This is a genomic window from Streptomyces sp. NPDC001914, assembly GCF_042891215.1.
In the GTDB taxonomy this organism is placed as follows: Bacteria; Actinomycetota; Actinomycetes; order Streptomycetales; family Streptomycetaceae; genus Streptomyces.
On the sequence record NZ_JBIASW010000006.1, the window covers coordinates 294,281 to 319,993 of the forward strand.

At 71.7% G+C, this 25,713-nt stretch carries 18 protein-coding genes; 6 read left to right on the forward strand and 12 right to left on the reverse strand.

Features of this window, described 5'->3' with window-relative positions:
• Window positions 1-27: 27 nt before the first annotated feature.
• From ACFYYF_RS19505 to acnA, 4 genes are all read right to left on the reverse strand, one after another.
• Window positions 28-3,306 (reverse strand): GH92 family glycosyl hydrolase, encoded by a 3,279-nt coding sequence (locus ACFYYF_RS19505; protein ID WP_388777272.1) that lies wholly within the window; start codon window positions 3,304-3,306, stop codon window positions 28-30.
• A gap of 405 nt (window positions 3,307-3,711) precedes the next feature.
• Complete coding sequence (locus ACFYYF_RS19510; protein WP_388777274.1) at window positions 3,712-4,818, reverse strand: lytic polysaccharide monooxygenase; 1,107 nt, start codon at window positions 4,816-4,818, stop codon at window positions 3,712-3,714.
• Between the two features lie 210 nt (window positions 4,819-5,028).
• A complete protein-coding gene (locus tag ACFYYF_RS19515; protein WP_388777276.1) occupies window positions 5,029-6,825 on the reverse strand; it encodes an ATP-binding protein in 1,797 nt (598 codons plus the stop codon).
• A 576-nt stretch (window positions 6,826-7,401) separates the two neighbouring features.
• On the reverse strand, window positions 7,402-10,116 hold the full coding sequence (acnA, locus tag ACFYYF_RS19520; RefSeq protein ID WP_388777279.1) for an aconitate hydratase AcnA: 2,715 nt from the start codon (window positions 10,114-10,116) through the stop codon (window positions 7,402-7,404).
• Between the two features lie 456 nt (window positions 10,117-10,572).
• Between acnA and ACFYYF_RS19525 the strand changes: the two genes are divergently transcribed.
• Both ACFYYF_RS19525 and ACFYYF_RS19530 read left to right on the forward strand, forming a co-directional pair.
• On the forward strand, window positions 10,573-10,767 hold the full coding sequence (locus tag ACFYYF_RS19525) for a DUF4236 domain-containing protein (protein WP_361681882.1): 195 nt from the start codon (window positions 10,573-10,575) through the stop codon (window positions 10,765-10,767).
• A gap of 228 nt (window positions 10,768-10,995) precedes the next feature.
• Window positions 10,996-12,525 carry a helix-turn-helix domain-containing protein gene (locus tag ACFYYF_RS19530; protein ID WP_388777282.1) on the forward strand — a complete coding sequence of 510 codons (1,530 nt, stop codon included), beginning with the start codon at window positions 10,996-10,998 and terminating at the stop codon, window positions 12,523-12,525.
• 83 nt (window positions 12,526-12,608) lie between these two features.
• Here the strand turns inward: ACFYYF_RS19530 and ACFYYF_RS19535 are convergent, their stop codons facing one another.
• Entirely contained in the window at window positions 12,609-13,784 is a 1,176-nt protein-coding gene (locus ACFYYF_RS19535) for a DUF6183 family protein (RefSeq protein ID WP_388777284.1), read from the reverse strand.
• 144 nt (window positions 13,785-13,928) lie between these two features.
• On the reverse strand, window positions 13,929-14,366 hold the full coding sequence (locus ACFYYF_RS19540; RefSeq protein ID WP_388777286.1) for a DUF6299 family protein: 438 nt from the start codon (window positions 14,364-14,366) through the stop codon (window positions 13,929-13,931).
• A gap of 252 nt (window positions 14,367-14,618) precedes the next feature.
• On the opposite strand from ACFYYF_RS19540, the gene ACFYYF_RS19545 reads away from it, so the two are divergent.
• Complete coding sequence (locus ACFYYF_RS19545; RefSeq protein WP_361681873.1) at window positions 14,619-14,813, forward strand: DUF5999 family protein; 195 nt, start codon at window positions 14,619-14,621, stop codon at window positions 14,811-14,813.
• 20 nt (window positions 14,814-14,833) lie between these two features.
• On the opposite strand, the gene ACFYYF_RS19550 is transcribed toward ACFYYF_RS19545, so the two are convergent.
• Together ACFYYF_RS19550 and ACFYYF_RS19555 are read right to left on the reverse strand one after the other, a co-directional pair.
• Window positions 14,834-15,232, reverse strand: a complete 399-nt coding sequence (locus ACFYYF_RS19550; RefSeq protein ID WP_388777290.1) for a RidA family protein — start codon at window positions 15,230-15,232, stop codon at window positions 14,834-14,836.
• A 104-nt stretch (window positions 15,233-15,336) separates the two neighbouring features.
• Entirely contained in the window at window positions 15,337-16,482 is a 1,146-nt protein-coding gene (locus tag ACFYYF_RS19555) for an acyl-CoA dehydrogenase family protein (protein ID WP_388777292.1), read from the reverse strand.
• Window positions 16,483-16,621: 139 nt separating this feature from the next.
• Here ACFYYF_RS19555 and ACFYYF_RS19560 point away from each other — a divergent pair, with 139 nt between their 5' ends.
• Together ACFYYF_RS19560 and ACFYYF_RS19565 are read left to right on the forward strand one after the other, a co-directional pair.
• The gene (locus ACFYYF_RS19560; protein WP_388777295.1) at window positions 16,622-18,358 is read left to right on the forward strand and encodes an AMP-binding protein; all 1,737 of its coding nucleotides are present in this window, start codon (window positions 16,622-16,624) and stop codon (window positions 18,356-18,358) included.
• Between the two features lie 15 nt (window positions 18,359-18,373).
• A complete protein-coding gene (locus ACFYYF_RS19565; RefSeq protein ID WP_388777297.1) occupies window positions 18,374-19,228 on the forward strand; it encodes a PaaX family transcriptional regulator C-terminal domain-containing protein in 855 nt (284 codons plus the stop codon).
• Here ACFYYF_RS19565 and ACFYYF_RS19570 read toward each other — a convergent pair.
• Both ACFYYF_RS19570 and ACFYYF_RS19575 read right to left on the reverse strand, forming a co-directional pair.
• Window positions 19,209-21,500 carry a bifunctional salicylyl-CoA 5-hydroxylase/oxidoreductase gene (locus ACFYYF_RS19570; RefSeq protein WP_388777299.1) on the reverse strand — a complete coding sequence of 764 codons (2,292 nt, stop codon included), beginning with the start codon at window positions 21,498-21,500 and terminating at the stop codon, window positions 19,209-19,211. The genes ACFYYF_RS19565 and ACFYYF_RS19570 overlap by 20 nt on opposite strands.
• A 7-nt stretch (window positions 21,501-21,507) precedes the next feature.
• Window positions 21,508-22,335 (reverse strand): enoyl-CoA hydratase family protein, encoded by an 828-nt coding sequence (locus ACFYYF_RS19575; RefSeq protein ID WP_326785004.1) that lies wholly within the window; start codon window positions 22,333-22,335, stop codon window positions 21,508-21,510.
• A gap of 432 nt (window positions 22,336-22,767) precedes the next feature.
• On the opposite strand from ACFYYF_RS19575, the gene ACFYYF_RS19580 reads away from it, so the two are divergent.
• On the forward strand, window positions 22,768-23,223 hold the full coding sequence (locus tag ACFYYF_RS19580) for an ATP-binding protein (protein WP_361681856.1): 456 nt from the start codon (window positions 22,768-22,770) through the stop codon (window positions 23,221-23,223).
• Between the two features lie 24 nt (window positions 23,224-23,247).
• Here ACFYYF_RS19580 and argF read toward each other — a convergent pair whose 3' ends face one another.
• Together argF and ACFYYF_RS19590 are read right to left on the reverse strand one after the other, a co-directional pair.
• Entirely contained in the window at window positions 23,248-24,255 is a 1,008-nt protein-coding gene (gene argF / locus ACFYYF_RS19585) for an ornithine carbamoyltransferase (RefSeq protein ID WP_361681853.1), read from the reverse strand.
• A gap of 131 nt (window positions 24,256-24,386) precedes the next feature.
• Window positions 24,387-25,610 carry an arginine deiminase gene (locus ACFYYF_RS19590; RefSeq protein ID WP_361681850.1) on the reverse strand — a complete coding sequence of 408 codons (1,224 nt, stop codon included), beginning with the start codon at window positions 25,608-25,610 and terminating at the stop codon, window positions 24,387-24,389.
• Window positions 25,611-25,713 lie beyond the last annotated feature (103 nt).

Sequence of the window (25,713 nt, forward strand, 5' to 3'; positions counted from 1 at the left end):
GCGCTCCTCTCGGGCGTTCCCGTCAGCTCACGGGCCGACCGCGAGGGTGAACACGTGCAGGTCGGCGTTGTCCGGGAGCTTCACGCTCCTGATCGTCCTTCCCTCCGGTGCCGTGAACGGCCTGGTGGCGAAGACATACGTGGCCACCGGGTCCTTGTCGGCGCCGGCGACGTTGCGGTAGGCGGTCCTCGCGACGGTCTCGTTGCCGTACTGGACGGTGCCGCCCCCGCCGCCGACGGTCCAGTCGGTGAAGGACAGGTCGACGGAGTCGGTGCCGCCGTCGGTGTAGGTGACGGTGGCCGTGGCCTTCTGGTTGCCGTTCACGGCGCTGCCGATGAACGACAACCGGTGCGCCGGGTCGCTCAGTTCGATGGTCTGCGAGGTTCCCGAGGCGTTGTCGGGGCGGCCGGCGGGGGACTTCGGCCAGACGAAGGCGAGTCCGTCCACCGTTCCATGGCCGCCCGGGGTCAGGCCCGCGTCGGCGAGCGCCTGACGGGAGTAACTCCAGCCGCCGCCGTCGTAGTCGGCCTCCGAGTGATCCCCGGAGTCGTCCGAGACACCGGTGTTGTCGTAGGCCGCGAGCAGGGTTCCCGGGGCCGCGACGGTGAGCGCCACCGGCTGCGTGTACGAGGTGTCGCCGGAGGTCACGGTGACCTTGGCGTCGTAGAACCCCTGCTCGGCGTCCCCGGCGGCGGTGAGGGCGATCCGCTGGGCGCCGTCGGTCACCGTGCCCTCGGCGGGTGTCGCCGTCACGCCCGCGGGCGTCTCCACCCGGAAGCGGACCTCGGGCCCGGCGCCGCCGCCCAGGGCGAGGGCGCGGATGTCCAGCGCGGTGCTGCCGCCGGGCGCGATCGTCGCCGCCGTCGGGCCCACACCGATCTGGTACGGCTGCTCACCCGTACGGAAGGAGGGCGGCGCGGCCGCCTCGGCGCTCCCCCAGTTCTTGTCCGGTGTCGCCGACAGCGTGTAGTCGAGGGTGCCGCCCTCACGGACGAAGGAGGCCGGCAGCCAGGGCCGCTCGCTGCCGCGGCCGTCGACCCGCAGCGACTGGACGTACGGGGTGTCCGCGGCCGCGCCCCGGGCCCGGATCGCGATGTCGGCGCCGCCCGGACGCTCGATCTCGACCCTCGGGAACAGCGGTGAGGCCAGGGTGAGTTCGGCGCGGGAGGGCACCTGCGGGTACATGCCGAGCGCGGAGAACACGTACCAGGACGACATCTCACCGAGGTCGTCGTTGCCGGGGATGCCCTCGGGCTTCGTCGACCACAGCCGGGTCATCGCCGCGCGGACGGTCTCCTGTGTCTTGTACGGCGCGCCCGCGTAGTCGTACAGGTAGGGCACGTTGATGGACGGCTCGTTGTCCAGCTCGGACTTGTCACCGCCGCTGCCGCTGAACGCCCAGCTTCCGTCCGCGTTGTGGAAGAACGTGTCGAGCCGGTCGAGGGCCTTGGCGCGCCCGCCCATGGCGGCGAAGAGGCCGGCCGGGTCGTGCTGCACCATCCAGGTGTACTGGGCCGCCGTGCCCTCCACGAAACCGTTGCCGGTCGCCGGGGTGAAGCCGGTGACCCAGCTCCCGTCGGCCTTGCGGTTGGCGATGTAGCCCCCGCCGGGGTCGGCCGCGATGTTGAAGTTGTTCTGCCACCACTGGGAGCGCTCGGCGAAGTCGGTCGCTGTCTTCTTCTCCCCGGCCGCCCTGGCCAGTTGGGAGATGGCGAAGTCCGCGCCGGACATCTCCAGGGTCTCGGCCGCGCCGCCCCAGGCGTTGGACACCGACGGCATGTAGTGGTGTTCGAGGTACTTGTCGAGCGAGGGGCGCTGGCCCACCGAGAGCACCGGTTTGCCCGCCGGTGAGAGGTCTCCTTCGGTCGGCACGGTCGCCGCCTTCACCAGGGAGTCGAGCGCGCCGTCCAGGTCGAAGTCCGTGCCGCCGAACGCGCGGATGCCCGCGAGGGCGGGGGCCGAAGGATCGCCGTTCATGACGTGCGTGCCGCTCGCGCCGTGCAGCCAGCGGTCCCAGACCCCGCCGTTCTGCCGGGCCAGTTCGAGCAGCGACTGAGCGATGTCGGAGCCGGTGTCCGGGTCCAGCAGGGTCACGAGCTGGACCTGGGAACGGTAGACGTCCCAGCCGGAGAAGGTGCCGTACTGCGCCTCGTGGCCCCGGCCGACCTTGTGCACCTTGTCGTCGGAGCCCCGGTATCTGCGGTCGGCGTCACTGATGACGTTCGGGTGCAGCAGGGCGTGGTAGAGCGCGGTGTAGAAGGTGGTGCGGTCGCCGTCGGTGCCGCCGCCGACGCCGATCGCGCCGAGCCGTTCGCGCCAGGCGCGGTGCGCCGCGCGCTGGACGGAGGCGAAGGAGCGGGACGGCGGGTTCTCGTCCTCCAGGTTGGCGGCGGCGCCCTCCTGACTGACGTAGGAGATGCCGACCTTGACGTTCACCGGGTCGGCGCCCGGCTCGAACTCCACATAGCCACCGGCTCCCTTGCCCGCGACGGGGCGGCCGCCCTGCGCGAAGCCCCCGGTGCCGCCGCTCGCCTCGGTGGCTCCCGGACTCAGCCGGTCGTCCTGCCAGGTGCCGGTGGTCTTGAATGCGCGGTCGAAGCGGGCGGTGAAGTACAGCGTGTAGTAGGAGCGTCGGCCCTCCGGGTCGAGGTAGCCGCAGAAGTTGCCGGAGGTGACGGAGCCCGAGACGGTCCTGGTCGCCGGGTCGATGCGCACGGCCGAATCCGTCGACCCGACCTCGGAGTTGGCGGTGCGGATCAGCATCGAGGCGGGCTTGTCCGCGGGGAAGGTGAAGCGGCCCGAGCCGGTGCGCGCGGTCGCCGTGAGGTCGGCCGTCACCCCGGAGGCGAGCCCCACCTTGTAGTGGCCGGGCTCGGCCAGCTCGTCGGCGTGCGCGAACCCCGAGGCGTAGACGGCGTCCTTGGTGTCGGTCGCCGGCGACGAGGTGACCTCACCCGCGTACGGGAAGAAGGGGATGTCGCCGCTGCCGCCCGCGCATCCCGTGCCGGACATGTGGGTGAGGCTGAAGCCCCGGACGCGCGTGGCGTCGTAGTGATAGCCGCCGGGCGCTGCCGTGCGGGTGGCGTCCCCTCTGGTGTTCTCCGGGCTCCAGGAGAGCATGCCGAAGGGCGTGACGGCTCCGGGGAAGACGTTGCCGCCGTTCCTGGTGCCGATGAGCGGGTCGACGTACGTGGTGGGGTCTTTGACGAGTTCCGGTGGCCCCGACGAAGGTGCGGCGAGCGCCGGGGTGGCGCCGGCGACCGTCAGGGCGACGGCCAGCAGTAACGATGACGGACGGAAACGCATGACGCGGCCCCTCCTCCTTCGGACGGGTCGCGCACCACAGGTCGCACAAGCCGCAGGGACAGTAACGTGCGCCACGGGTACCACGGAAGACCGCCTGGGCCGTCGACGCCGCGCCCCGCGCGCACTCCGATGGCCCCGGCGGCGGCCGGCGGTCTCCCGGCCGGGGCCGTCCCGCGCCGCGCTCGCTCCCGATGGGCCCGAACGCGCCGAGGACGACCGTCAACACGCTTGACATCGTTGTCCGTTGAGGCGATAGAGTCGGGAGCAGACCGTTCGACAACGTTGTCGTGCACCTCGGTCGCCACAAGCCGCACCATCCCGGGCAGGGCCTCCCCCGCCGCGTCCGGGCTCGCGGACCGGGTGGGCCCGAACCCACCCGCCCGGTCCGCCCCGAGCCTCGCCCGTTCAGCCGACCCGGCAGGGAAGGGCCGCCGAGGGATCGCCGCCCGAACCCGTGACGACGTAGCCGAACGTGGTGCTGCCGCCCGGGCTCAGCGAGCCGTTCCAGTCGGCGTTGTGCACCATCACCGCCTGCCCGCCGAAGGTCGCGTTGCCGTTCCACAGACTGGCGACCGACTGCCCGCCCGGCAGCGTCCAGTCGACCATCCAGCCGAGCATGGGGACCGTGCCGGTGTTGGTCACCGTCACCTCCGACTGGTAACCGCCGGGCCAGGTGCTGGTCGTGCGCCGGGTCGCCGAGCAGGTGCCGGGCGGGGGCTCGGTCGGGTTGCCCGGGTCGTGGATGCCGGTGACCTCTCCGTTGCCGCCGTCGAACACGACGTCGGAGCAGGAGTAGAAGGTCTCCGCGCTGTCGGAGCGCTGCCAGACCATGTAGACGATGTGGCGGCCGGTCTTGCCCGCCGGCAGCCTGCCGCTCCAGGAGTAGTTGGCCTCGACCGTGCCCGGGGTGCCGTTCAGCGGCGGGTGGTCGACGGTGAGGAAGGGCTGCTCCTCCACGGCGTCCCAGGTGAGCGTCCTGGTCGGGTCGAAGCCGTCCTTGGTGATGTAGACGCGGAACCAGCCGGGGTGCGCCGCCCAGGCGTTGTAGGCGAAGTCGACGGTCGCGCCCGCGGTGAGATGGGTCAACGGCCAGTCGGAGCGCGGCAGATCGAAGCCGGAGAAGTTGGCGTTCCCGCCGCTGCACAGCGAACCGTCGGGGACGAAGCCGCGGGTGCGCCCCGCGCCGTCCGAGCGCAGCACCGAGAACCAGTTGTAGAACGGCGTCGTCCCGCCGGCCTGCTGGGCCGCCCTGCAGGCCGGGTTCACCGGTTTGATCTCACCGGTGTCGGTCAGTCCGTCCTGCCAGCACAGGAACGTCCGGCTGCCGGGCTTCATGGGGGTGCCGTGCGCCTCGGCCCGGCCACCGGTGACGCCGATCAGGACGAGGGCCGGGATCACGGCCAGCAGGGCGAGGAGCACGAGCCAGGGGGACGGGCGGCGGCCGGGGAACCGTAATCGGGTGAGCGGCCGTCGCACACCCGCCGGACGCGGTGGGGTGATTGTTAGGTGCATGACAATGTCTCCTCCGTGGGGGCGTACGGGATCGGGGGCGAGGCGGGAGCGGCCCCCGGGCGGGTTCCGGTCCACCTGTGGGAGCGCTCCCACCTCATGCGGAACGTAGCGCGCCGAAGAACCGGTGTAAACGCCCGGCGCAGCCGCGACCCGAGCCGGGCCGGGCCGGTGGCCCCCTTTCCGCGAGGGTGCGTGGCCTCCGCGTGGTCATCACCTGGGGGAGGCGGCGGCTTGCCCTTCGGTACGGGGTGCGGGTGGACCTCCGGTCGGGGGTGCGGGTGCTGTTCCTGTCCGGGGTGCGGGTGGCCGCTCTCCCCCGGCGGCTCCCTGCGGGGTCCCCGGTTGGACCGGGTCCTCCGTGGGGCGCGACTGGTCGGGCGCCGAAGGGGGCCGTGGTGGGGCCGAGCCCGAAGCGGGACGCCGCGGAACCGAGCCCGAAACAGGCCGGGACGGAACCCAGCCCGAAACAGGACGCGGCGGAACCGAGGCCGAAGCAGGCCGCGGTGGGACCGGGGCCGAAGCAGGCCGCGGTGGAACCGGGTCCGAAGCAGGCCGCGGTGGAACCGGGTCCGAAGCAGGCCGCGGTGGGACCGGGGCCGGAGCGGGACGGGGCGGGGGAACGGGTCGTAGGGTCGGGAATTCGATGGTGAACTCGGTGCGGCCCGGGGCGCTCTCGGCCTGGACACGGCCGCCGTGCGCCTTCGTGACGGCGGCAACGACAGCGAGCCCGAGGCCCGAGCCGCCGTGGCCCGGGAACACGCGGGAGCGGGAGGCGTCGGCGCGGGTGAAGCGTTCGAAGACGTCGGGCAGCAGCGCGGGCGGGATGCCGGGGCCGTCGTCGCGGACCCGGATCGCGCAGACCGCCCCCGTGGCCTCCAGCGTGACGACGACCGTCGTCCCCGCCGGTGTGTGCGCACGGGCGTTGGCCAGCAGGTTCGCCACGACCCGGCGGAGGCGGGCCGCGTCGCCGGCCACCAGGGCCGGGGAGTCCGGAAGCCCGGCCAGGTGCCAGTCGTGGCCCTCCCCCGCGGCCCGCGCCTCCCGTACGGCCTCGGCGACCAGCACCCTCAGGTCCACCTCCGCCGCCTGCGGCGGGTGCCCCTCGTCGAGCCGGGCGAGCAGCAGCAGGTCCTCGACCAGGCCCGTCATCCGGGCCGACTCGGCGGACACCCGCCGCCAGGCCGTCGCCGCTTCGCCGACGCCGGTGCCCCGGTTCATCAGCTCGGCGTATCCGGCGATCGACGCCAGCGGTGTCCGCAGTTCGTGGCTCGCGTCGGCGATGAAGCGGCGCGTGCGCTCCTCGCCGCGGCGTGTCTCCCGCTCGGCGCGCAGGCGCTCCGCGTGAGCGGTCACGGCGTGGCCCGTGAGCCGGTCCAGGGCGGCGCCGATCCGGTCGGCCTCACTGCCGGACCGGGCACCCTGTCCGGGTACCTGGTCCGGGTCGGCGGTCTCATCCCCGGCCGGGGGTGAGAGGCAGATCTCGACGGCCGCGGCCGCCACCCGTTCGAGCGGGCGCAGTCGGCGCCGGACCACGACCGCGCAGACCGAGCCCACGAGGGTGAGGGCTCCGGCCGCCACCACGGTCTCGGCCACGGCCAGACCCCGTACGGCGTCCCGTACGCCGTCCATCGGGAGGGCCGTGAGCACGGGCCGTCCGCCGCCGTCGAGCGCGGCGACGCGGTAGACACCGAGCCCGGGGACGGTACGGGTGTGCGGTGAGCCGTCCGGTTCGATGCCGGCCAGGGCCGAGCGCTGGGCGGCGCGGAGCCTGCGCGGCTCGCCGGAACGGCTCACCACCTCGGCCACGACGACGGTCCCGTCCGCGCCGAGCCGGGCGGTGATCGTGCCGGCCGGCTGTCCCCGGCCGTCGAACGAACCGAGGCCCGTCCCGGCACCGGGCCCGTCGCCGAGGACGCCGTCCCGGCCGCGCTCGGCCGCCTCAGCGACCCTCCGGTCCAAGTCGTCGAGGAGATAGGCGCGTTGCGCTAGGAGCGTGGTGAAGGCCATGGTCACGCACACCGTGAAGAGCGCCAGTCCGACGAGCGTTAGGAGCCGTGCGCTCAGGGACCGCGTCCGGCGGGAACGTCCGCGCGGCCGCGCCCAGAGGAGCCGGTGCGCCCCGGACGGGCTCATCTCCCGTACTCCGGCGAGCCGATGGCGTACGCACCGACGGGTGCCGTGCTGCGCACGGGAGCCCGGAGCGGGCCGCTTTCGCGCTGCGGGACGGCGGCAGGCGGCTGGCCGGCGTGCACGGGGCCATGGCGGACGACCGGTTCACGGAGCCGGAGACCGGACCCGGGACGGACGCGGACGCGGACACGAGCAGGGAGAACTCGGAGGCGCGCTCCGCCGCTGACACGGACAGCTCGGAGACGGACTCGGACTTGGCTGACAAGGACCCCGGATGCGCCGTTCATGGGGCAATCGTGGCCCCGCCCACTGAGGGAATCCTGTGTTCCGGCTGAGCACCGCCGATGTTCCGCAAGGGAGTTCGCGGCGACGGCGAAGGGCCGCACCCCCCTCAACCGGGGATGCGGCCCTCGACTCCTGCGGAGCCGACCTACAACTGCGTCACCAAAGTGCTCAGTTGCGGATCAGGTTGCGCAGCACGTACTGCATGATGCCGCCGTTGCGGTAGTAGTCCGCCTCGCCGGGGGTGTCGATGCGGACGACCGCGTCGAACTCGACGCCGGTGTCGGTGGTGACCTTCACCGTGCGCGGGGTGGTGCCGTTGTTGAGCTCCTCGACGCCGGTGAAGGAGAAGGTCTCCTCGCCGGTCAGACCGAGGGACTCGGCCGTGACGCCCTCCGGGAACTGGAGCGGCAGGACGCCCATGCCGATGAGGTTCGAGCGGTGGATGCGCTCGTACGACTCGGCGATGACGGCCTTGACGCCGAGGAGCGCGGTGCCCTTGGCGGCCCAGTCGCGGGACGAGCCGGAGCCGTACTCCTTGCCGGCCAGGATGACCAGCGGGATGCCCTGCGCGATGTAGTTGCGCGAGGCGTCGTAGATGAACGCGACGGGCGCGCCCTCGACGGTGAAGTCGCGGGTGTAGCCGCCCTCGGTGCCCGGCGCGATCTGGTTGCGCAGGCGGATGTTGGCGAACGTGCCGCGGATCATGACCTCGTGGTTGCCGCGGCGCGAGCCGTAGCTGTTGAAGTCACGGCGCTCGACACCGTGCTCCGTGAGGTACTTGCCTCCGGGGGTGTCGGCCTTGATCGCACCGGCCGGGGAGATGTGGTCGGTGGTGACCGAGTCGCCGAGCTTGGCGAGGACGCGCGCGCCGGCGATGTCCGAGACCGGGGTGGTCTCCATCGTCATGCCCTCGAAGTAAGGGGGCTTGCGGACGTACGTCGACTGCGGGTCCCACTCGAAGGTGTTGCCCTCGGGGATCGGCAGCGCCTGCCACTGGGCGTCGCCCGCGAAGACGTCCTGGTAGGACTTGCTGAACATGTCCTCGCCGATGGCGTTCGCCACGACGTCGTTGACCTCGGCCTCGGAGGGCCAGATGTCGGCCAGGTAGACCGGCTTGCCCTCGGTGTCGGTGCCGAGCGCGTCGCGGGTGATGTCCACCTTCATGGAACCCGCGAGGGCATAGGCGACGACCAGCGGCGGGGAGGCCAGGTAGTTCATCTTGACGTCGGGGTTGATACGGCCCTCGAAGTTCCGGTTGCCGGAGAGGACCGAGGTGACCGCGAGGTCGTGGTCGTTGACGGCCTTGGAGACCTCGTCCGGCAGCGGGCCGGAGTTGCCGATGCAGGTGGTGCAGCCGTAACCGACCAGGTTGAAGCCGACCTTGTCGAGGTAGGGGGTGAGCCCCGCCTTGTCGAAGTAGTCGGTGACGACCTTGGAGCCCGGGGCGAGGGTGGTCTTGACCCACGGCTTGCGGGTCAGGCCCTTCTCCACGGCCTTCTTCGCGACGAGCGCGGCGGCGACCATGACGTACGGGTTCGAGGTGTTGGTGCAGGAGGTGATGGCCGCGACCGTCACCGCGCCGTGGTCGATCGTGTAGGTCGTGCCGTCGGGGGCGGTGACCTGGACCGGGTTGGACGGCACGCCGTTCGTGGCGGCCGGGGCGTCGGAGGCCGGGAAGGACTCCTGGCCCGCTTCGTCGGCGGTGGAGACGTAGTTCAGGACGTCGGTCTTGAACTGCTCGGCGGCGTTCGCGAGGACGATGCGGTCCTGCGGGCGCTTCGGGCCGGCGATGGAGGGGACGACCGTGGAGAGGTCGAGCTCCAGCTTCTCGGAGAAGTCGGGCTCGGCGGCCGGGTCGAGCCAGAGGCCCTGCTCCTTGGCGTACGCCTCGACGAGCGCGACCTGCTGCTCGGAGCGGCCGGTGAGCTTGAGGTAGTTCAGGGTCTCGCCGTCGATCGGGAAGATCGCGGCGGTGGAGCCGAACTCGGGCGACATGTTGCCGATGGTGGCGCGGTTGGCCAGGGAGGTGGCGGCCACACCCTCGCCGTAGAACTCGACGAACTTGCCGACGACACCGTGCTTGCGCAGCATCTCGGTGATGGTCAGCACGAGGTCGGTGGCGGTGGTGCCGGTGGGCAGCTCGCCGGTCAGCTTGAAGCCGACGACGCGCGGGATGAGCATGGAGACCGGCTGGCCGAGCATCGCGGCCTCGGCCTCGATGCCGCCGACGCCCCAGCCGAGCACGCCGAGGCCGTTGACCATCGTGGTGTGCGAGTCGGTGCCGACGAGGGTGTCTGGGTACGCCTGGCCGTTTCGGACCATGACCGTACGGGCCAGGTGCTCGATGTTGACCTGGTGGACGATGCCGGTGCCCGGGGGGACGACCTTGAAGTCGTCGAAGGCGGTCTGGCCCCAGCGCAGGAACTGGTAGCGCTCCTTGTTGCGGCCGTACTCCAGCTCGACGTTCTGGCCGAAGGCGTCCTTCGTGCCGAACTTGTCGGCGATGACGGAGTGGTCGATGACCAGCTCGGCCGGGGAGAGCGGGTTGACCTTCGCCGGGTCGCCGCCGAGCTCCTTGACGGCCTCGCGCATGGTGGCGAGGTCGACGACACAGGGCACGCCGGTGAAGTCCTGCATGATCACGCGGGCGGGCGTGAACTGGATCTCCTGGCTGGGCTGGGCCTGCGAGTCCCAGCCGCCGAGCGCCCGGATGTGGTCGGCGGTGATGTTCGCGCCGTCCTCCGTGCGGAGCAGGTTCTCCAGCAGCACCTTCAGGCTGTACGGAAGGCGAGCCGAGCCTTCCACCTTGTCCAGCCGGAAGATCTCGTACGACTCGTCGCCCACCTGCAGCGTGCTGCGGGCGTCGAAGCTGTTCGCCGACACGACAGTCTCCTTCATTGATGTGCGCGTTCCCACCGCATCCTGCCGCCACGACGCCATGGCCGATCCGCTAAGGTAAGGCTAAGTTAGGTAACCCTTACCGTCGGACCGATGGCGGCGTGCCACTGCGGTACGCCTCGGCAGATATCTCGATGTCGAGATAACTCTAGTGCATGGGGGCGGACAGGTCATGTCCGCACGCCCGCATGTCCGGGCCGTGCCGCTTGGCCCGGCCCGGGCGGAATGCCCGCATCATCCGGTATCGCCCGGCCGCGGGGACGCACCCCCACCCCCTTCACCGGCGAGCCGCCTCCGCGCAAATCCCGCGCCCGGGCGGTCACGGCGCCACCTCCCGAAGGAAGTTGACGCGCCGAAGCCGCCGACAGGCACGCCGGAGCCGTTTCGGGGTACCCGGTGTCCGCCGGGAAAGCCCCGGCACGACGACACAGGGGGGCACCCATGCCGCTCACCTTCCGCAAGAGCTTCCGCATCCTTCCCGGGGTACGGCTCAACATCAACCGCAAGTCGTGGTCCATCACCACCGGCGGAGCCCACGGGCCGAAGCACACGCACAGCAGCACCGGGCGCAGGACGACGTCGATGGACCTGCCGGGGCCGTTCGGATGGCGTAAGACCACCCGCAAGGCAAAGTGACCCAAGAGCGACAAAGAGCCCAGCACCGACGAACCGTCACGGAAGTACGCCTTCACGGCATTCACGGGCGGCGGCACGGGCCCGCGGAGCCGTCGGCGCGCCGCGGGCGCCGTCGCCGCACCGGCGCGGGGCACCCGAACTGCCCCTCGAACACCGCCTGGTGACCCCGGCCACCCGGAAGGCGGCGCTCCATTTTTGTTTATCTCACATCCGATATACGGTCGCGCCATGGCAGACGACTACCTCGTACGTATCGGCAAGCTCATCCGTGACGCCCGGCAACACCGGGGCTGGACACAGTCGCAGCTCGCCGAAGCGCTCGGCACCAGTCAGAGCGCCGTCAACCGCATCGAGCGCGGCAACCAGAACATCAGCCTTGAGATGATCGCCCGGATCGGTGAGGCGCTCGACAGCGAGATCGTCTCGCTCGGATATGCGGGTCCGATGCATCTGCGCGTCGTCGGCGGGCGTCGTCTGTCCGGCTCGATCGACGTCAAGACGAGCAAGAACGCCTGTGTCGCCCTGCTGTGCGCGACGCTCCTGAACAAGGGGCGCACGGTGCTGCGCCGGGTGGCCCGGATCGAAGAGGTCTACCGCCTGCTGGAGGTCCTGGGCTCGATCGGCGTCCGCACCCGCTGGATCAACGACGGCGTCGACCTCGAGATCGTGCCGCCCGCCGCGCTGGACATGGAGTCCATCGACCACGAGGCGGCCATCCGCACGCGGTCCATCATCATGTTCCTCGGCCCGCTGCTGCACCGCCTGGAGGCCTTCAAGCTGCCCTACGCGGGCGGTTGCGACCTCGGCACCCGCACCATCGAGCCGCACATGATCGCGCTGCGCCGGTTCGGACTCGACATCGCCGCGACCGAAGGGCTCTACCACGCCCGCGTCGACCGGTCCGTCGCCCCCGGCCGGCCGATCGTGCTGACCGAGCGCGGAGACACGGTCACCGAGAACGCGCTGCTCGCCGCCGCCCGCCACGACGGCGTCACGGTCATCCGCAACGCCTCCTCCAACTACATGGTCCAGGACCTGTGCTTCTTCCTGGAGGCCCTGGGCGTACGGGTGGAGGGCATCGGCACCACGACGCTCACCGTGCACGGCGTGCCGAACATCGACGTCGACGTGGACTACTCGCCCTCCGAGGACCCGGTCGAGGCGATGAGCCTGCTCGCCGCCGCCGTGGTCACGGAGTCGGAGCTGACGGTGCGCCGGGTGCCGATCGAGTTCCTGGAGATCGAGCTCGCGGTCCTGGAGGAGATGGGCCTCGACCACGACCGCACGCCCGAGTACTACGCGGACAACGGCCGTACGCGGCTGATCGACCTGACCGTGCGGCCCTCCAAGCTGGAGGCGCCCATCGACAAGATCCACCCGATGCCGTTCCCCGGCCTGAACATCGACAACGTCCCCTTCTTCGCGGCCATCGCGGCCACCGCGCAGGGCCAGACGCTGATCCACGACTGGGTCTACGACAACCGGGCGATCTACCTGACGGACCTCAACCGCCTCGGCGGCCGCCTCCAGTTGCTCGACCCGCACCGCGTACTCGTCGAGGGCCCGACCCGCTGGCGCGCCGCCGAGATGATGTGCCCGCCCGCCCTGCGGCCCGCCGTGGTCGTCCTGCTCGCGATGATGGCGGCCGACGGCACATCGGTACTGCGCAACGTGTACGTCATCAACCGCGGCTACGAGGACCTCGCCGAACGCCTGAACTCGATCGGCGCCCAGATCGAGATCTTCCGGGACATCTGACCCGGCGTCGTGGTGGGGGCGCGACGGCGCCCCCACCCCCCACCGGCCCTCGCGACCGCCGGACGCGGGGCCAGGTCCTTCCGCTAGCCGTCCACGTCGGTGTCCGTCGCGGCCAGCACCGTCACCCGTGTACGGGTGGGATCCAGTACCGCGAAAGCCACGTCCGCGGTGTCGTGGTGGAACCAGTCCGCGAACGCCATGAAGCGCAGCCAGCGGTGGTCGAGGGCCTGCCCCGCCGCCTCCAGGAACGGGATGTCGGTCGGCAGGCCCATCAACGCGCAGAGGCTGTGCCACGCGTACAGACGGGAGTACGCGCCGCCTTGCGCGCTGCCGTTCACTCCTCCGTCGTAGGCCGCCGCGAACAACGTGGCGAGCACGTCATCGGGTGTCGTCCGGCAGGCGACGGCTCCGCCACGACGTGTTCCCTCGCCCGCCAGGCAGTCGAGCGGCAGTTCCTTGAGGAAGGAGATGTTGAAGTCGTCCGGGTCGAGCGGGCGTGGCAGCGTGAAGAAGCGCACTTCCGACGCGCGGGCCCATCCGCCTGCGGTGAAGGGCCTGGCGGCGGTCCTCGCACGCGGTCCGTCCGGTGTCCGCCCCGCCGCACGTCCCGCTGCCGCTCCGCCCTCGGTCGGGGAGATCTCAGGGAATCGCGCCCGGAGCTGATCGGAGGTCTTGACGCGCCCGAGGCCCCGTACGCGGACCGTGAACCGGTGTTCGACGTCGAGAAGCGTCCTGGGCAACACCGCAAGCGGGTGCCCCAGCTCTCGCAGTCGCTCCGCGTAGGCGTCGAGGGCCGGCCTGCCCCGGCCCGAGCCGATCAGCGCGAGTTCCCCGAGGAGACAGGCGCGCACCTCTGTCGACGGGTCCTCATCGGTGTCCGGAAGCTCCGCGAACAGGGGTGTCAGGTCACTCAGTTGTTGGGCCCCGGCCAGCTTCGCGGCCACCGAGCGCCGCAGCAGCTCGGCTTCCTCCCGACGGGCGGGGCCGACCGGCAGCAGCCGGCCCACCAGATCCACGGCGAACCTCGAGCAGTCCCGGGAGCGTGTCTCCGCCAGGACGGCGGCGAAGCGTCCGACGATCCGCACGGCAGCCGCCCCTTCGGGTCCGCCGTCGGGGGCGTCACGGCACAGCCGCTCCGCCGCCGCGTACAACTCCTCGGGACGGGACCTGGCCAGGAGCCTGAGCTCAGCCGTGTCGGACGGTTCCCCGAGGGGCCGACCGGAAGCGCCGCCGACGGGTGCCTCCGGGTTGTCGTCCACGCCCGGAGTCTACGAGGGGGCATCAACCAGCTGTGCGGCGGCGTACGGGCGTTGGGCGGACCGACGTGACAGTGGGCGGGCGCGGGAGACCGGCAAGGGGGGTGGGGCCACCGGTCCGCAGCGCCGGTGGCCCCTCGCTTGCGTTCAGCCCTGTACGACCGTGATGTCCTGGTCCCGGACCGCGTGGAACGTGGGGAGGGGGAGGCCAGTGGCGCTCAGTTCCATCAGGGTGGCCTGGACGTGGGCCGCGCCGGGCTTGAGGGTGCCGGCCTCGCGCTTCTCCGAGTTGCTCCAGGTGTGCTCGGCGCCGTCGCAGCGTGCCGACGTGCCGCCGATGCCCTGGTTGACCCGCGGGTCGCCCTGGGAGACCGAGGAGGACACGAAGACCGGTCCGGAGGCACCCGTGCAGCGGTAGGTGCCGGACAGCGTGATGGTGCCGTCGGACGCGACCGTGGCCGTCGGGTCGACCGTCACCTCGTCGGAGGAGACGGCCGAGGGGGCGGTCACGGCTACGGCGGACGGGGCGAGGAGCAGGAGCAGCGCGGCACCGGCGGCCGCGCCGACGGCCTGGCGGAACAACATGGGGTACCTCCTGGAGCGGGGACCTGCAAAGGGTGCTCAACAGGTACCGGTCCAAGGCCCCGCGGCCGGTGATCATCACCCCTTTGGTGGCGATTTGGCGCCGTCCGTCTCGGCGGCGTCCGAGAGTTGTCCTCGTGTTGTCACGCTTCCCGTCCGGGTGTTCCGATCGGTTCGCCGTGCGGGCATCTTCTAGCCATGCGAGGGCGACGACAGCGCCGCCGACACTCTTCGCATCCCACGTGGAGGTGCACCATGTGTACTCACCGGTCTTCGTGCCCGTCCGCGGACGCCGTCACCCCGCACATCGTCTCGGCCCATCCCGAGCAGGGCTGGAACCTCCTGTGCAACGGCGCGATCGTCTTCGACGACAGCGGCGAACTGCTCCCCGACGGCAGCGTGGTCGCTCCGCACCGGGTGTTCGCCGGGCAGTTGGCCGTCGCGGCCTGAACCCGGCCCGGCCCGCGCTCCTACGGCAGCACGGCGAAGCCGTCGAGTTCGACCAGCGCCTGTTCGTCCCACAGGCGCACGGCGCCCACGACGGCCATCGCGGGGTAGTCGCGGCCCGCCAACCGGCGCCAGATCCCGCCCAGTTCGGCGCCGTGGGCACGGTAGTCGGCGACGTCCGTGGCGTAGACGGTGACCCGGGCGAGGTCCGCGGGGGCGCCGCCCGCCGCCCGTAGCGCGGTCAGCAGATTGGCCAGCGCCGTCTCGAACTGCGCGGGCAGGGTCTCCCCCACCACCTTTCCGTCCACGTCCAGCGCGGTCTGCCCGGCCAGGAAGACGACGCGGGAGCCGGTGGCGACGACGGCGTGGGAGAACCCGGCCGCCGGGGAGAGTTCGGACGGATTGACGCGCTCGACGGTCATACGGGCCCCGCATCCCTGGTGGTCTGTTCGGCGGTCATGTGAGCATCCTGCCTACCGGCCGCTCGGCGGTCACGTGGGCATCGCGCCTTCGGTCGCCTTGACGGTCACGTGGACACCTTGTCTTCCGGCCGTTCGGCCGTTCGGTACAACTCCTTCGCGATGATGGTCCGTTGGACCTCACTGGCCCCCTCGTAGATACGCGGCGCCCGCACCTCCCGGTAGAGGTGTTCGAGCACATGGCCCCGGCGCAGGGCACGGGCACCGTGCAGTTGGACGGCCGCGTCGACGACGTACTGGGCCGTCTCTGTCGCGAGCAGTTTCGCCATCGCCGACCGCCGGGGCACGTCCGCCGCCCCCGCGTCGTACGCCGCCGCGGCCGCGTAGACCATCAGCCGGGCCGCCTCGGTGCGCAGCGCCATCTCGGCGACCTGGTGGGCCACGGTCTGCAGGTCCTTCAGCGGGCCGCCGAACGCCTCGCGCCGCGCCGTGTGCGCGAGGGCCGCGTCCAGCGCGGCCTGCGCCATGCCGACGGCGAACGCGCCCACGCTCGGCCGGAAGAGGTTGAGGGTGTTCATGGCGACCCGGAACCCGTGACCCGGTTCGCCGAGGACGTCGTCCGCCGTGACGGGTACGGCGTCGAAGGCGAGGGCGCCGATGGGGTGCGGGGAGAGCATGTCGAGCGGGGTGCCGGTGAGTCCGGGGCGGTCGGCGGGGACGAGGAAGGCGGTGACGCCGCGGGCCCCGGCGTCGGCCGCGGTGCGCGCGAAGACGGTGTAGACGTCGGCCTCGGGTGCGTTGGAGATCCAGCACTTCTCACCGGTGAGCCGCCAGCCGCCCGCGCCGTCATCGTCGGCCCGCAGCGCCAGCGCGGCGGCGTCCGAACCGGCGCCGGGCTCGCTCAGCGCGAAGGCCGCCACGGCGGTGCCGTCCGCGACCCTCGGCAGCCAGTGTCCGCGCTGGGCGTCGGTGCCGTGGGCGTGGACGGGATGGGCGCCGAGCCCCTGGAGCGCCAGGGCCGTCTCGGCCTCGGTGCAGACCTGGGCCAGGGACTCGCGCATGAGACAGAGGTCGAGGGCACCGGAGGTGAACAGCCGGGAGAGCAGACCGAGCCGGCCGAGTTCGGCGACGAGCGGCCGGTTGACGTGGCCCGGCTCTCCCTTCTCGACGAGGGGGCGCAGCTGCTCCGCGGCCAGCGCGCGCAGCTCGGCACACCAGGCGGTCTGCCCCGGTTCGAGCGAGAATGCGGTCATTGTCCGTCCTCTCTCCCCATCGGACGTCACTCACGTTATCGCGAACCGTTGACTGTCGTCACCAACACGATACGCTCCTTGTGCGAGCCCACCACGACGCCCACCGAGGCAGCCCACCAAGGCAAGGGGGCGAGACGCCATGGACCTTGTGGATCCCCTGGATCCCGCAGACACTCCGGGGCCGGCACGCTCGGCCCACGTCGACACCTTCGCGCGCGACCATCTCCCGCCCCCCGAACAGTGGCCCGAGCTCCGTTTCGACCTGCCCGAGCTGCGCTACCCCGACCGGCTCAACTGCGCCGCCGAGCTGCTCGCGGACACCGACCCCGAACGCCCGGTGTTCCGTACGCCCTCCGGCGCACCGTGGACGTACGGACAGCTCCGCACCCGGGTCGACCGGATCGCCCATGTGCTGACCGGTGAGCTGGGTGTCGTGCCGGGCAACCGGGTGCTGCTGCGCGGCCCGACCACACCGTGGCTCGCGGCCTGCTGGCTGGCGGTTTTGAAGGCGGGCGCGGTCGCCGTCACGGTGCTCGCGCAGCAGCGGCCGCACGAGCTGAGCACGATGTGCTCGATCGCACGGGTGACGCACGCCCTGTGCGACGTCCGCTCGGTCGACGACCTGGTCAAGGCGGAGGTCCCCGGACTGCGGGTCACGACGTACGGCGGTGACGCGCCGGACGATCTGCTGCTGCGGATCACCGGCGCCCCGGACGGGCCCTTCGAGGCGGTGGACACCGCCGCCGACGACGTCGCGCTGATCGCCTTCACCTCCGGCACCACCGGCCGGCCCAAGGGCTGCATGCACTTCCACCGCGATGTGCTGGCGATCGCGGACACCTTCTCGAAGCATGTGCTGCGGCCACGCGCGGACGACGTCTTCGCGGGCAGTCCTCCGCTGGGCTTCACGTTCGGGCTCGGCGGTCTCGTCGTCTTCCCGCTGCGCGCCGGCGCCTGCTCCCTGCTGCTCGAACAGGCGGGCCCCAGACAGCTCCTGCCCGCGATCGCCGAGCACCGGGTCTCCGTGCTGTTCACCGCGCCGACCGCCTACCGGACGATGCTGGCGGAGATGGCGGAGGCGGACGGGCACGACGTCGGGTCGCTGCGCCGCTGCGTGTCCGCAGGCGAGAACCTTCCCGCCGCGACCTGGCGGGACTGGAAGGGCCGCACCGGGCTCGGCATCATCAACGGCATCGGCGCCACCGAGCTGCTGCACATCTTCATCTCCGCCGCCGACGGGCACATCCGCCCCGGCACGACGGGCCTGCCGGTGCCGGGCTGGCAGGCGCGCGTGGTCGAGGCCGACGGGACGCCGGTGCCGGACGGCGAACCCGGGCTGCTGGCCGTACGCGGCCCGGTCGGCTGCCGGTATCTCGCCGACCCCCGGCAGCGGGAGTACGTGCGCGGTGGCTGGAACATCACCGGCGACACCTATGTCCGCGACCCCGACGGATACTTCCGCTACGTGGCCCGTGCCGACGACATGATCATCTCGGCGGGGTACAACATCGCGGGCCCCGAGGTCGAGGACGCGCTGCTGCGGCACCCGGACGTCCTGGAGACGGCGGTCGTCGGGCGGACCGACGAGGCGCGCGGACAGATCGTGGTGGCCTACACCGTGGTCAAGGAGGGGGCCCGCAGGGACTCCGAGGCGCTGCGCACCTTCCTCAAGTCCGAGCTGGCGCCGTACAAATGCCCCCGCGAGATCGTCTTCCTGGACGCGCTGCCCCGGACCGCCACGGGCAAGCTCCAGCGGTTCAGACTCCGGGAGGAGACGTCGTCCGACGGCGGTACGGACACCCCGTCGGCACCCGCTCCACGGGAGCCGGCCTCCGCGCCCGAGGGCGGCCCGCCCGCGGACGGCGATTCCAAGTGATCTTCGCGCACTAGAGTGATCAACGTGTCAGAGCACCACGCCCCCCGGTCCCTCATCGTCACCTTCTACGGCGCCTACGGCCGCTTCGCTCCCGGCCCGGTGCCGGTGGCCGAGTTGATCAGACTCCTCGCCGCGGTCGGCGTGGACGCGCCCTCGGTGCGCTCGTCGGTGTCCCGGCTCAAGCGCCGCGGGCTGCTGGAGCCGGCACGCACCATCGCGGGCGCGGCCGGATACGCATTGTCGCCGGACGCACGGCAGTTGCTCGACGACGGCGACCGCAGGGTGTATGCGACGACGCCTCCCGAGGACGGCGGCTGGGTGCTCGCCGTGTTCTCCGTACCCGAGTCGGAGCGCCAGAAGCGGCACGTCCTGCGCTCGCGACTGGCCGGTCTCGGCTTCGGCACGGCCGCGCCCGGGGTGTGGATCGCCCCGGCACGGCTGTACGAGGAGACCCGGCACACCCTGGAACGGCTGCGGCTCGACGGGTACGTGGAGCTGTTCCGGGGCGAGCATCTGGGATTCGCGGCGACGGCCGACGCGGTGGCGCGCTGGTGGGACCTGACCGCGATCTCCAAGGAGCACGAGGCGTTCCTCGGCCGGCACGCGCGGGTGCTGCACGCCTGGGAGGAGCGGAAGGACACCCCGCCCGACGAGGCCTACCGCGACTATCTGCTCGCCCTCGACTCCTGGCGCCATCTCCCCTACACGGACCCGGGGTTGCCCGCGGCCCTGCTCCCCGAGGACTGGCCCGGTGCCCGATCGGCGACCGTCTTCCGGGCGCTGCACGAGCGACTGCGGGACGCGGGCGCGGAGTTCGCCGGGGTACCCCCGTGGCCGGGGCACCCGGACGCTATCGGCCACCCAGGCTGAGCCGGGGTTTGGGGGCGTCGGTGCGGCCGGTCTGCGGGCGGCGGCTGCCCGCGCGGTAGGGCATCGGCCAGTCGGCGCCCGGCCCTTCGTAGCCCTGCTCGGCCGCCGCGTGCAGCGTCCAGTTCGGGTCGTACAGATGCGGCCGGGCGAGTGCGCACAGGTCCGTCCGTCCCGCCAGGATCAGGGAGTTGACGTCGTCCCAGGAGGAGATGGCGCCGACGGCGATCACCGGGAGCCCGGTCTCGTGCCGGATCCGGTCCGCGTACGGCGTCTGGTAGGAGCGTCCGTACTCAGGACGCTCGTCCGCCACGACCTGGCCGGTCGACACGTCCACCGCGTCGGCGCCGTGGGCGGCGAAGGCCCGGGCGATCGCGACCGCGTCGTCGCCGGTGGTGCCGCCCTCGGCCCAGTCGGTGGCGGAGATGCGGACGGTCATCGGGCGTTCGGCGGGCCACACCGCGCGCATGGCGTCGAACACCTCGAGCGGGAAACGCAGCCGCCTCTCCAGCGACCCGCCGTACGCGTCGGTCCGCCGGTTGGTCAGCGGGGAGAGGAATCCGGAGAGCAAGTAGCCGTGGGCGCAGTGCAGTTCGAGGAGGTCGAAGCCGCAGCGGGCCCCGCGGCAGGCGGCCGCGGTGAACTGCTCGCGCAGATCGGTCAGCTGGGCGCGCGAGAGCTCGCGGGGAGTCTGGCTGTCCGGCCGGTACGGGAGCGGGGAGGCGGCCACGAGGGGCCAGTTGCCGTCCGGCAGCGGCTCGTCGATGCCCTCCCACATCAGCCGCGTGGAGCCCTTGCGGCCGGCGTGGCCGAGCTGGAGGCCGATCGCGGCGCCCGGTGCCTGACGGTGCGTGAAGTCCACGATCCGCCGCCAGGATTCGGCCTGCCGGGCGGTGTAGAGGCCCGCGCACCCGGGCGTGATGCGCCCCTCGGCGCTGACGCACACCATCTCGGTCATCACCAGTCCCGCGCCGCCCAGGGCACGGGCGCCCAGGTGCACGAGATGGAAGTCGCCGGGAACGCCGTCCACGGCCGAGTACATGTCCATCGGCGAGACGACGACCCGGTTGCGCAGCGTCAGTCCGCGCAGCCGGAACGGGGTGAACATCGGCGGGGTGCCGGGCGGGCAGCGGAACTCGCGCTCGACCGCGGCCACGAAGCGCGGATCGCGCAGCCGCAGGTTGTCGTGGGTGACCCGGCGGCTGCGGGTGAGGAGGTTGAACGCGAACTGCCGGGTGGGCTGGCCGAGATAGCGGCCGAGGTTCTCGAACCAGTCGAGGCTGGCGCGGGCGGCCCGCTGGGTGGAGGCGACGACCGGTCGCCGTTCCTCCTCGTAGGCCGCCAACGCCTCCGCCGGCGTGGGCTGTTCCTCCAGGCAGGCGGCCAGCGCGAGCGCGTCCTCGACGGCGAGCTTCGTACCGGAGCCGATGGAGAAGTGCGCGGTGTGCGCCGCGTCGCCGAGCAGGACCAGATTGCCGTGCGACCAGCGGTCGTTGACGACCGTGCGGAAGCTCGTCCACGTCGACTTGTTGGCGCGCAGGGGGCGTCCGCCGAGCGCGTCCGCGAAGATCTTGCCGCACCGCTCGATGGACTCCGCCTCGTCGAGGTCCGCGAACCCCGCCGCGCGCCAGACCTCTTCGCGCATCTCGACGATGACGGTGGAGGCGTCGGCCGCGTACGGGTAGCCGTGGAGCTGCATCACGCCGTGCTCGGTCTCGGCGATCTCGAAGCGGAAGGCGTCGAAGGCGAAGTCGGCGGCCAGCCAGATGTAGCGGCAGCGGTGCTCCTCGACGGACGGGCGGAACACCTCCGCGTGGGCCGCGCGGGTGAGGCTGTGGACGCCGTCGGCGGCGACCACGAGGTCGTACCGCGCCATGAGTTCGTCCACGGGCGGGGCCTCGGTGGTGAAGCGCAGGACGACGCCGAGGGAGCGGCAGCGTTCGTGCAGGATCTCCAGGAGCCGGCGTCGTCCGAGCGCGGCGAAGCCGTGGCCGCCGGAGGTGTGCCGCACTCCGCGGTGCACGATGTCGATGTCGTCCCAGCGGACGAACTCGGCCTGGAGGGCGGCGAACACGACCGGGTCGGCATGCTCGATGCCGCCCAGGGTCTCGTCCGAGAGGACGACGCCGAAGCCGAAGGTGTCGTCTGGCGCGTTGCGTTCCCAGACGGTGATCTCCCGGTCCGGGTCCAGACGTTTGAGGAGGGCCGCGGCGTAGAGTCCGCCGGGGCCGCCGCCGATCACCGCGACCCGCGTCGCGCCGGCCTTCACGCGCATCGCGGGTTCACCTCCCCTGCCACTTCGGGGCCCGCTTCTCCGTGAAGGCGGCGTGGAACTCGGTGTAGTCCTCGCCGTTCATCAGCAGGGCCTGGGTCGCGGCGTCCAGTTCGACGGCGGCCGCGAGCGGCATGTCCAGTTCGGCGGTGAGCAGCGCCTTGGTCTGCGCGTACGCCAGCGCCGGGCCGTCGGCGAGCCGGCGGGCCAGCGCCTGAGCGCCCTCGTCGGCGTGCCCCTCGTCGGTGAGTTCGCTGATCAGCCCGATGCGTTCGGCCTCGGGCGCCCGCACCGGTTCGCCGAGCATCAGCAGCCGGGTCGCGTGACCGAGCCCGACCACGCGGGGCAGCAGATAGGCCGCGCCCATGTCGCCGCCGGACAGCCCGACCCGGGTGAACAGGAAGGCGAAGCGGGCGCTCGGGTCGGCCACCCGGAAGTCCGCGGCCAGCGCCAGCACCGCTCCGGCGCCCGCCGCCACCCCGTGCACCGCCGCGATCACCGGGAACGGGCATTCCCGTACGGCCCTGACGACCTGGCCGGTCATCCGGTTGAAGTCGAGGAGCTGGGCGGTGTCCATGGACAGGGTCGCGCCGATGATCTCGTCGACGTCGCCGCCGGAGCAGAATCCGCGGCCCTCGCCGGCGAGCACCAGAGCGCGCACGGACCGCTCGCGGGACAGCTCGGCGAGCAGGTCGCGCAGGTCGGCGTAGGCACCGAAGGTGAGCGCGTTCAGTTTCTCGGGGCGGGCCAGGGTGACCGTGGCGACGCCGTCGGTGAGCTCGTACCTCAGATGCTGCCAGTCGGCGGTGCGGCCGGCGGAGCCGGTGAAGGGACTCATGGCGGGCGGCCTCCTAGGGCGGGGGCGACGCGATACGGCTGTGCCACCAAGTTATCACTCATTCGTGACCGTCGTCACGAGTGCGCTATAGGCCAAGAGGGGATCGACACCTTGGGGTCGCGTGACGCCTACGAGGCATGAAGGGACGGTCGCCCAGGGTGAGAGGGCGGCCACATCTCGTGAACACGGGGGCCCGAGGGGTCCGTGGTCCGTGACCCCGTCACGGCCCTTCGACAGACGTGTAACGGCGGGAGCGGACGCGGGAGGAGGGCCGTTCGTCCGGGTACACAGCCGGTATCCGACCGAACGTCCCGAAACGAGAGGGGGAAGCCCCGGGGGACACACCGGCCGATGTCCCGAGAAAGCCCACCGCGCGCGTTCGGCCGGTGGAGCCGTACCATTCCTTAGGTTGCAAGCAGGACAGCCTGCTCCATGAACGGACTCGCCTTGCCCGACACCCCAGCACCCGCCTCCTGGCGCATCGCGCTGCCGCACACCGTCGCGGCCGTGCCGGTGGCCCGCGCCCTGGTCCGCACGGCACTCGCGGAGCGGGAGCACGCGGCCGACAGCGACACCGCCGAACTGCTCACCGCGGAGCTGGTCGCCAACGCCGTCGAGCACACCGCGGGCGACGGCCCCATAGAGCTGGTCGTCGAGCTGATGCCGACCGGTTGCCGGGTCGAGGTGCACGATCCCGACCCCGAACCGCCCGTCGATCTCACGCTGCCGCACCCGCCCGGCGAGCCGGACCCCTGGCAGGAGCACGGGCGCGGCCTGCTGCTGCTCCGCGCCCTCAGCTCGGCCTGCGGACACCGCCCCACCGACTCCGGCAAGGCGGTCTGGTTCAGGCTCCCCGTCATTCCCGCACAGCGCCGGCCGGCGTTGTAGCGGGAAGGCCCCGGGGCCGGCGCGTCAGCGCAGCGTGGCGACCATGATCGCCTTGATGGTGTGGAGCCGGTTCTCCGCCTGGTCGAACACCACGGAGTGCGCCGACTCGAAGACCTCGTCGGTGACCTCCAGCGAGTCGAGTCCGTACACCTCGTACAGCTCGCGGCCGACGCGGGTGCCGAGATCGTGGAAGGCCGGCAGACAGTGCAGGAACCTGACGTCCGGGTTCCCGGTGGCGCGCAGCACGTCCATGGTCACGGCGTACGGGACGAGGGCGCCGATGCGCTCGGCCCACACCTCCTTGGGCTCCCCCATGGAGACCCAGACGTCGGTGGCGACGAAGTCGGCGCCCCGCACGCCCTCGGCCACGTCCTCCGTGAGGGTGACGGTGCCGCCGCTCTTCGCCGCCAGTTCACGGGCCCGGGCGACGATCTCGTCGGCCGGCCAGTAGGCCCGCGGGGCCACTATCCGGACGTCCATGCCGAGCAGCGCGCCGGTGATCACGTACGAGTTGCCCATGTTGAAACGGGCGTCACCCAGATAAGCGAACGTGATGTCGGCGACCGGCTTGGGGCAGTGCTCGGTCATCGTGAGGACGTCGGCCAGCATCTGGGTGGGGTGCCACGTGTCGGTGAGACCGTTGTAGACCGGCACTCCGGCATGGGCGGCCAGCTCCTCCACCGCGTCCTGGCTGTCGCCGCGGTACTCGATCGCGTCGAACATGCGGCCGAGCACACGGGCGGTGTCCTTCACGGACTCCTTGTGGCCGATCTGGGAACCGGAGGGGTCGAGGTACGTCGTCGAGGCACCCTGGTCCGCGGCCGCGACCTCGAAGGCGCAGCGGGTGCGCGTCGAGGTCTTCTCGAAGATCAGCGCGATGTTCATGCCGCTGAGATACCGGGTCTCCGCCCCGAGCTTCTTGTCCGCCTTGAGCCCGGCGGCCAGCTCGACCAGGCCGAGGAACTCCTCCTCCGTGAAGTCCAGCTCCTTGAGGAAGTGACGGCCGGCGAGGGCGGTCGGGACTGTCGCCATGGGGGCGCTCCAGGGATGACGGTGACGAGGACGGGGCCGGACGCCTGAAATTCTATACGACGCTCAGCATTTCTATGCGGTCTGTCGTTCGACTCCGCCCGACGGCCCCGCCCCTCGGCCCGCACGGGCCCCTACACGGGGTCCCGCACGACGGGACAGCTCATGCAGCGCGGGCCGCCCCTGCCCCTGCCCAGCTCGCTGCCCGGGATCTCGATCACCTCGATGCCCTGCTTGCGCAGATGGGTGTTGGTGGTGGCGTTGCGCTCATAGGCGATGACGACGCCCGGCTCGACGGCGAGGACGTTGCAGCCGTCGTCCCACTGCTCCCGTTCGGCCGCGTGCACGTCCTGCGTGGCGGTCAGCACCCGGATCTCGTTGAGGCCGAGCGCCGCCGCGATGGCGCGGTGCATGTGCTCCGGCGGATGGTCGGTGACCTTCAGCTCCTTGTCCCCCACGCCCGGCTCGATGGTGTACGAGCGGAGCATGCCGAGCCCGGCGTACTGCGTGAAGATGTCGCCGTCGACCATGGTCATCACGGTGTCGAGGTGCATCAGCGCGCGCCGCTTGGGCATGTCGAGCGCCACGATGGTGCGGGCCGAGCCGGCCGCGAACAGCTTGTGGGCGAGCATCTCGACGGCCTGCGGGGTCGTCCGCTCGCTCATGCCGATGAGCACCGCGCCGTTGCCGATGACGAGGACGTCGCCGCCCTCGATGGTGGACGGGTAGTCGGCCTGGCCCTCCGACCAGAGATTGAAGCCCTCCTCACGGAACAGCGGGTGATGCCGGTAGATCGCCTCGAAGTGCACGGTCTCGCGCTGCCGGGCCGGCCAGCGCATGGCGTTGATGGAGACCCCGTCGTAGATCCAGGCGGAGGTGTCGCGAGTGAAGAGGTGGTTGGGCAGCGGCCGCAGGAGGAAGTCGTCGAGGTCCATGACGTGGAAGCGCACGGAGGTGGGCTCCGCGTGTGCGTCCAGGAACTCGCGCTTGGTCATGCCGCCGACGAGCGCGGACGCCAGTTCCGGGGCGGGCATGGCGTCGAAGGCGGCCCGGAGGTGGTCGGTGGCGAGCGGCCCGTACTCCTTCTCGTCGAAGACCCGGTCCAGGACGAGCGACCTGGCCTCCGCGGTCGCCAGGGTCTCGGTGAGCAGGTCGCCGAAGAGGTGGACGGTGACCCCACGGTCGCGGAGCACGTCGGCGAACCCGTCGTGCTCCGCCCGCGCCCGGCGTACCCACAGCACGTCGTCGAAGAGGAGTGCGTCCTTGTTGCTGGGGGTGAGCCTTTTGAGCTCGAGATCGGGCCGGTGCAGGATGACGCGGCGCAGCCGCCCGGCCTCGGAGTCGACGTGGAATCCCATGCCTCCATCCTGACCATCCGGACGCGTGTTCACCCGTGGATCGCCCGAGCCGCACCGCATTCATTTCGTCCCCTTGACGATAAGCGGGTGGATTCATTATCGT

What these genes read in the sequence shown, in the direction of transcription:
- ACFYYF_RS19505 (WP_388777272.1), bottom strand. Translation starts at nt 3,306, where the DNA reads ATGCGTTTCCGTCCGTCATCGTTACTGCTGGCCGTCGCCCTGACGGTC.
- ACFYYF_RS19510 (WP_388777274.1), bottom strand. Translation starts at nt 4,818, where the DNA reads ATGCACCTAACAATCACCCCACCGCGTCCGGCGGGTGTGCGACGGCCG.
- ACFYYF_RS19515 (WP_388777276.1), bottom strand. Translation starts at nt 6,825, where the DNA reads ATGGCCTTCACCACGCTCCTAGCGCAACGCGCCTATCTCCTCGACGAC.
- ACFYYF_RS19525 (WP_361681882.1), top strand. Translation starts at nt 10,573, where the DNA reads ATGCCGCTCACCTTCCGCAAGAGCTTCCGCATCCTTCCCGGGGTACGG.
- ACFYYF_RS19530 (WP_388777282.1), top strand. Translation starts at nt 10,996, where the DNA reads ATGGCAGACGACTACCTCGTACGTATCGGCAAGCTCATCCGTGACGCC.
- ACFYYF_RS19540 (WP_388777286.1), bottom strand. Translation starts at nt 14,366, where the DNA reads ATGTTGTTCCGCCAGGCCGTCGGCGCGGCCGCCGGTGCCGCGCTGCTC.
- ACFYYF_RS19545 (WP_361681873.1), top strand. Translation starts at nt 14,619, where the DNA reads ATGTGTACTCACCGGTCTTCGTGCCCGTCCGCGGACGCCGTCACCCCG.
- ACFYYF_RS19550 (WP_388777290.1), bottom strand. Translation starts at nt 15,232, where the DNA reads ATGACCGTCGAGCGCGTCAATCCGTCCGAACTCTCCCCGGCGGCCGGG.
- ACFYYF_RS19555 (WP_388777292.1), bottom strand. Translation starts at nt 16,482, where the DNA reads ATGACCGCATTCTCGCTCGAACCGGGGCAGACCGCCTGGTGTGCCGAG.
- ACFYYF_RS19560 (WP_388777295.1), top strand. Translation starts at nt 16,622, where the DNA reads ATGGACCTTGTGGATCCCCTGGATCCCGCAGACACTCCGGGGCCGGCA.
- ACFYYF_RS19570 (WP_388777299.1), bottom strand. Translation starts at nt 21,500, where the DNA reads ATGCGCGTGAAGGCCGGCGCGACGCGGGTCGCGGTGATCGGCGGCGGC.
- ACFYYF_RS19575 (WP_326785004.1), bottom strand. Translation starts at nt 22,335, where the DNA reads ATGAGTCCCTTCACCGGCTCCGCCGGCCGCACCGCCGACTGGCAGCAT.
- ACFYYF_RS19580 (WP_361681856.1), top strand. Translation starts at nt 22,768, where the DNA reads ATGAACGGACTCGCCTTGCCCGACACCCCAGCACCCGCCTCCTGGCGC.
- argF (WP_361681853.1), bottom strand. Translation starts at nt 24,255, where the DNA reads ATGGCGACAGTCCCGACCGCCCTCGCCGGCCGTCACTTCCTCAAGGAG.
- ACFYYF_RS19590 (WP_361681850.1), bottom strand. Translation starts at nt 25,610, where the DNA reads ATGGGATTCCACGTCGACTCCGAGGCCGGGCGGCTGCGCCGCGTCATC.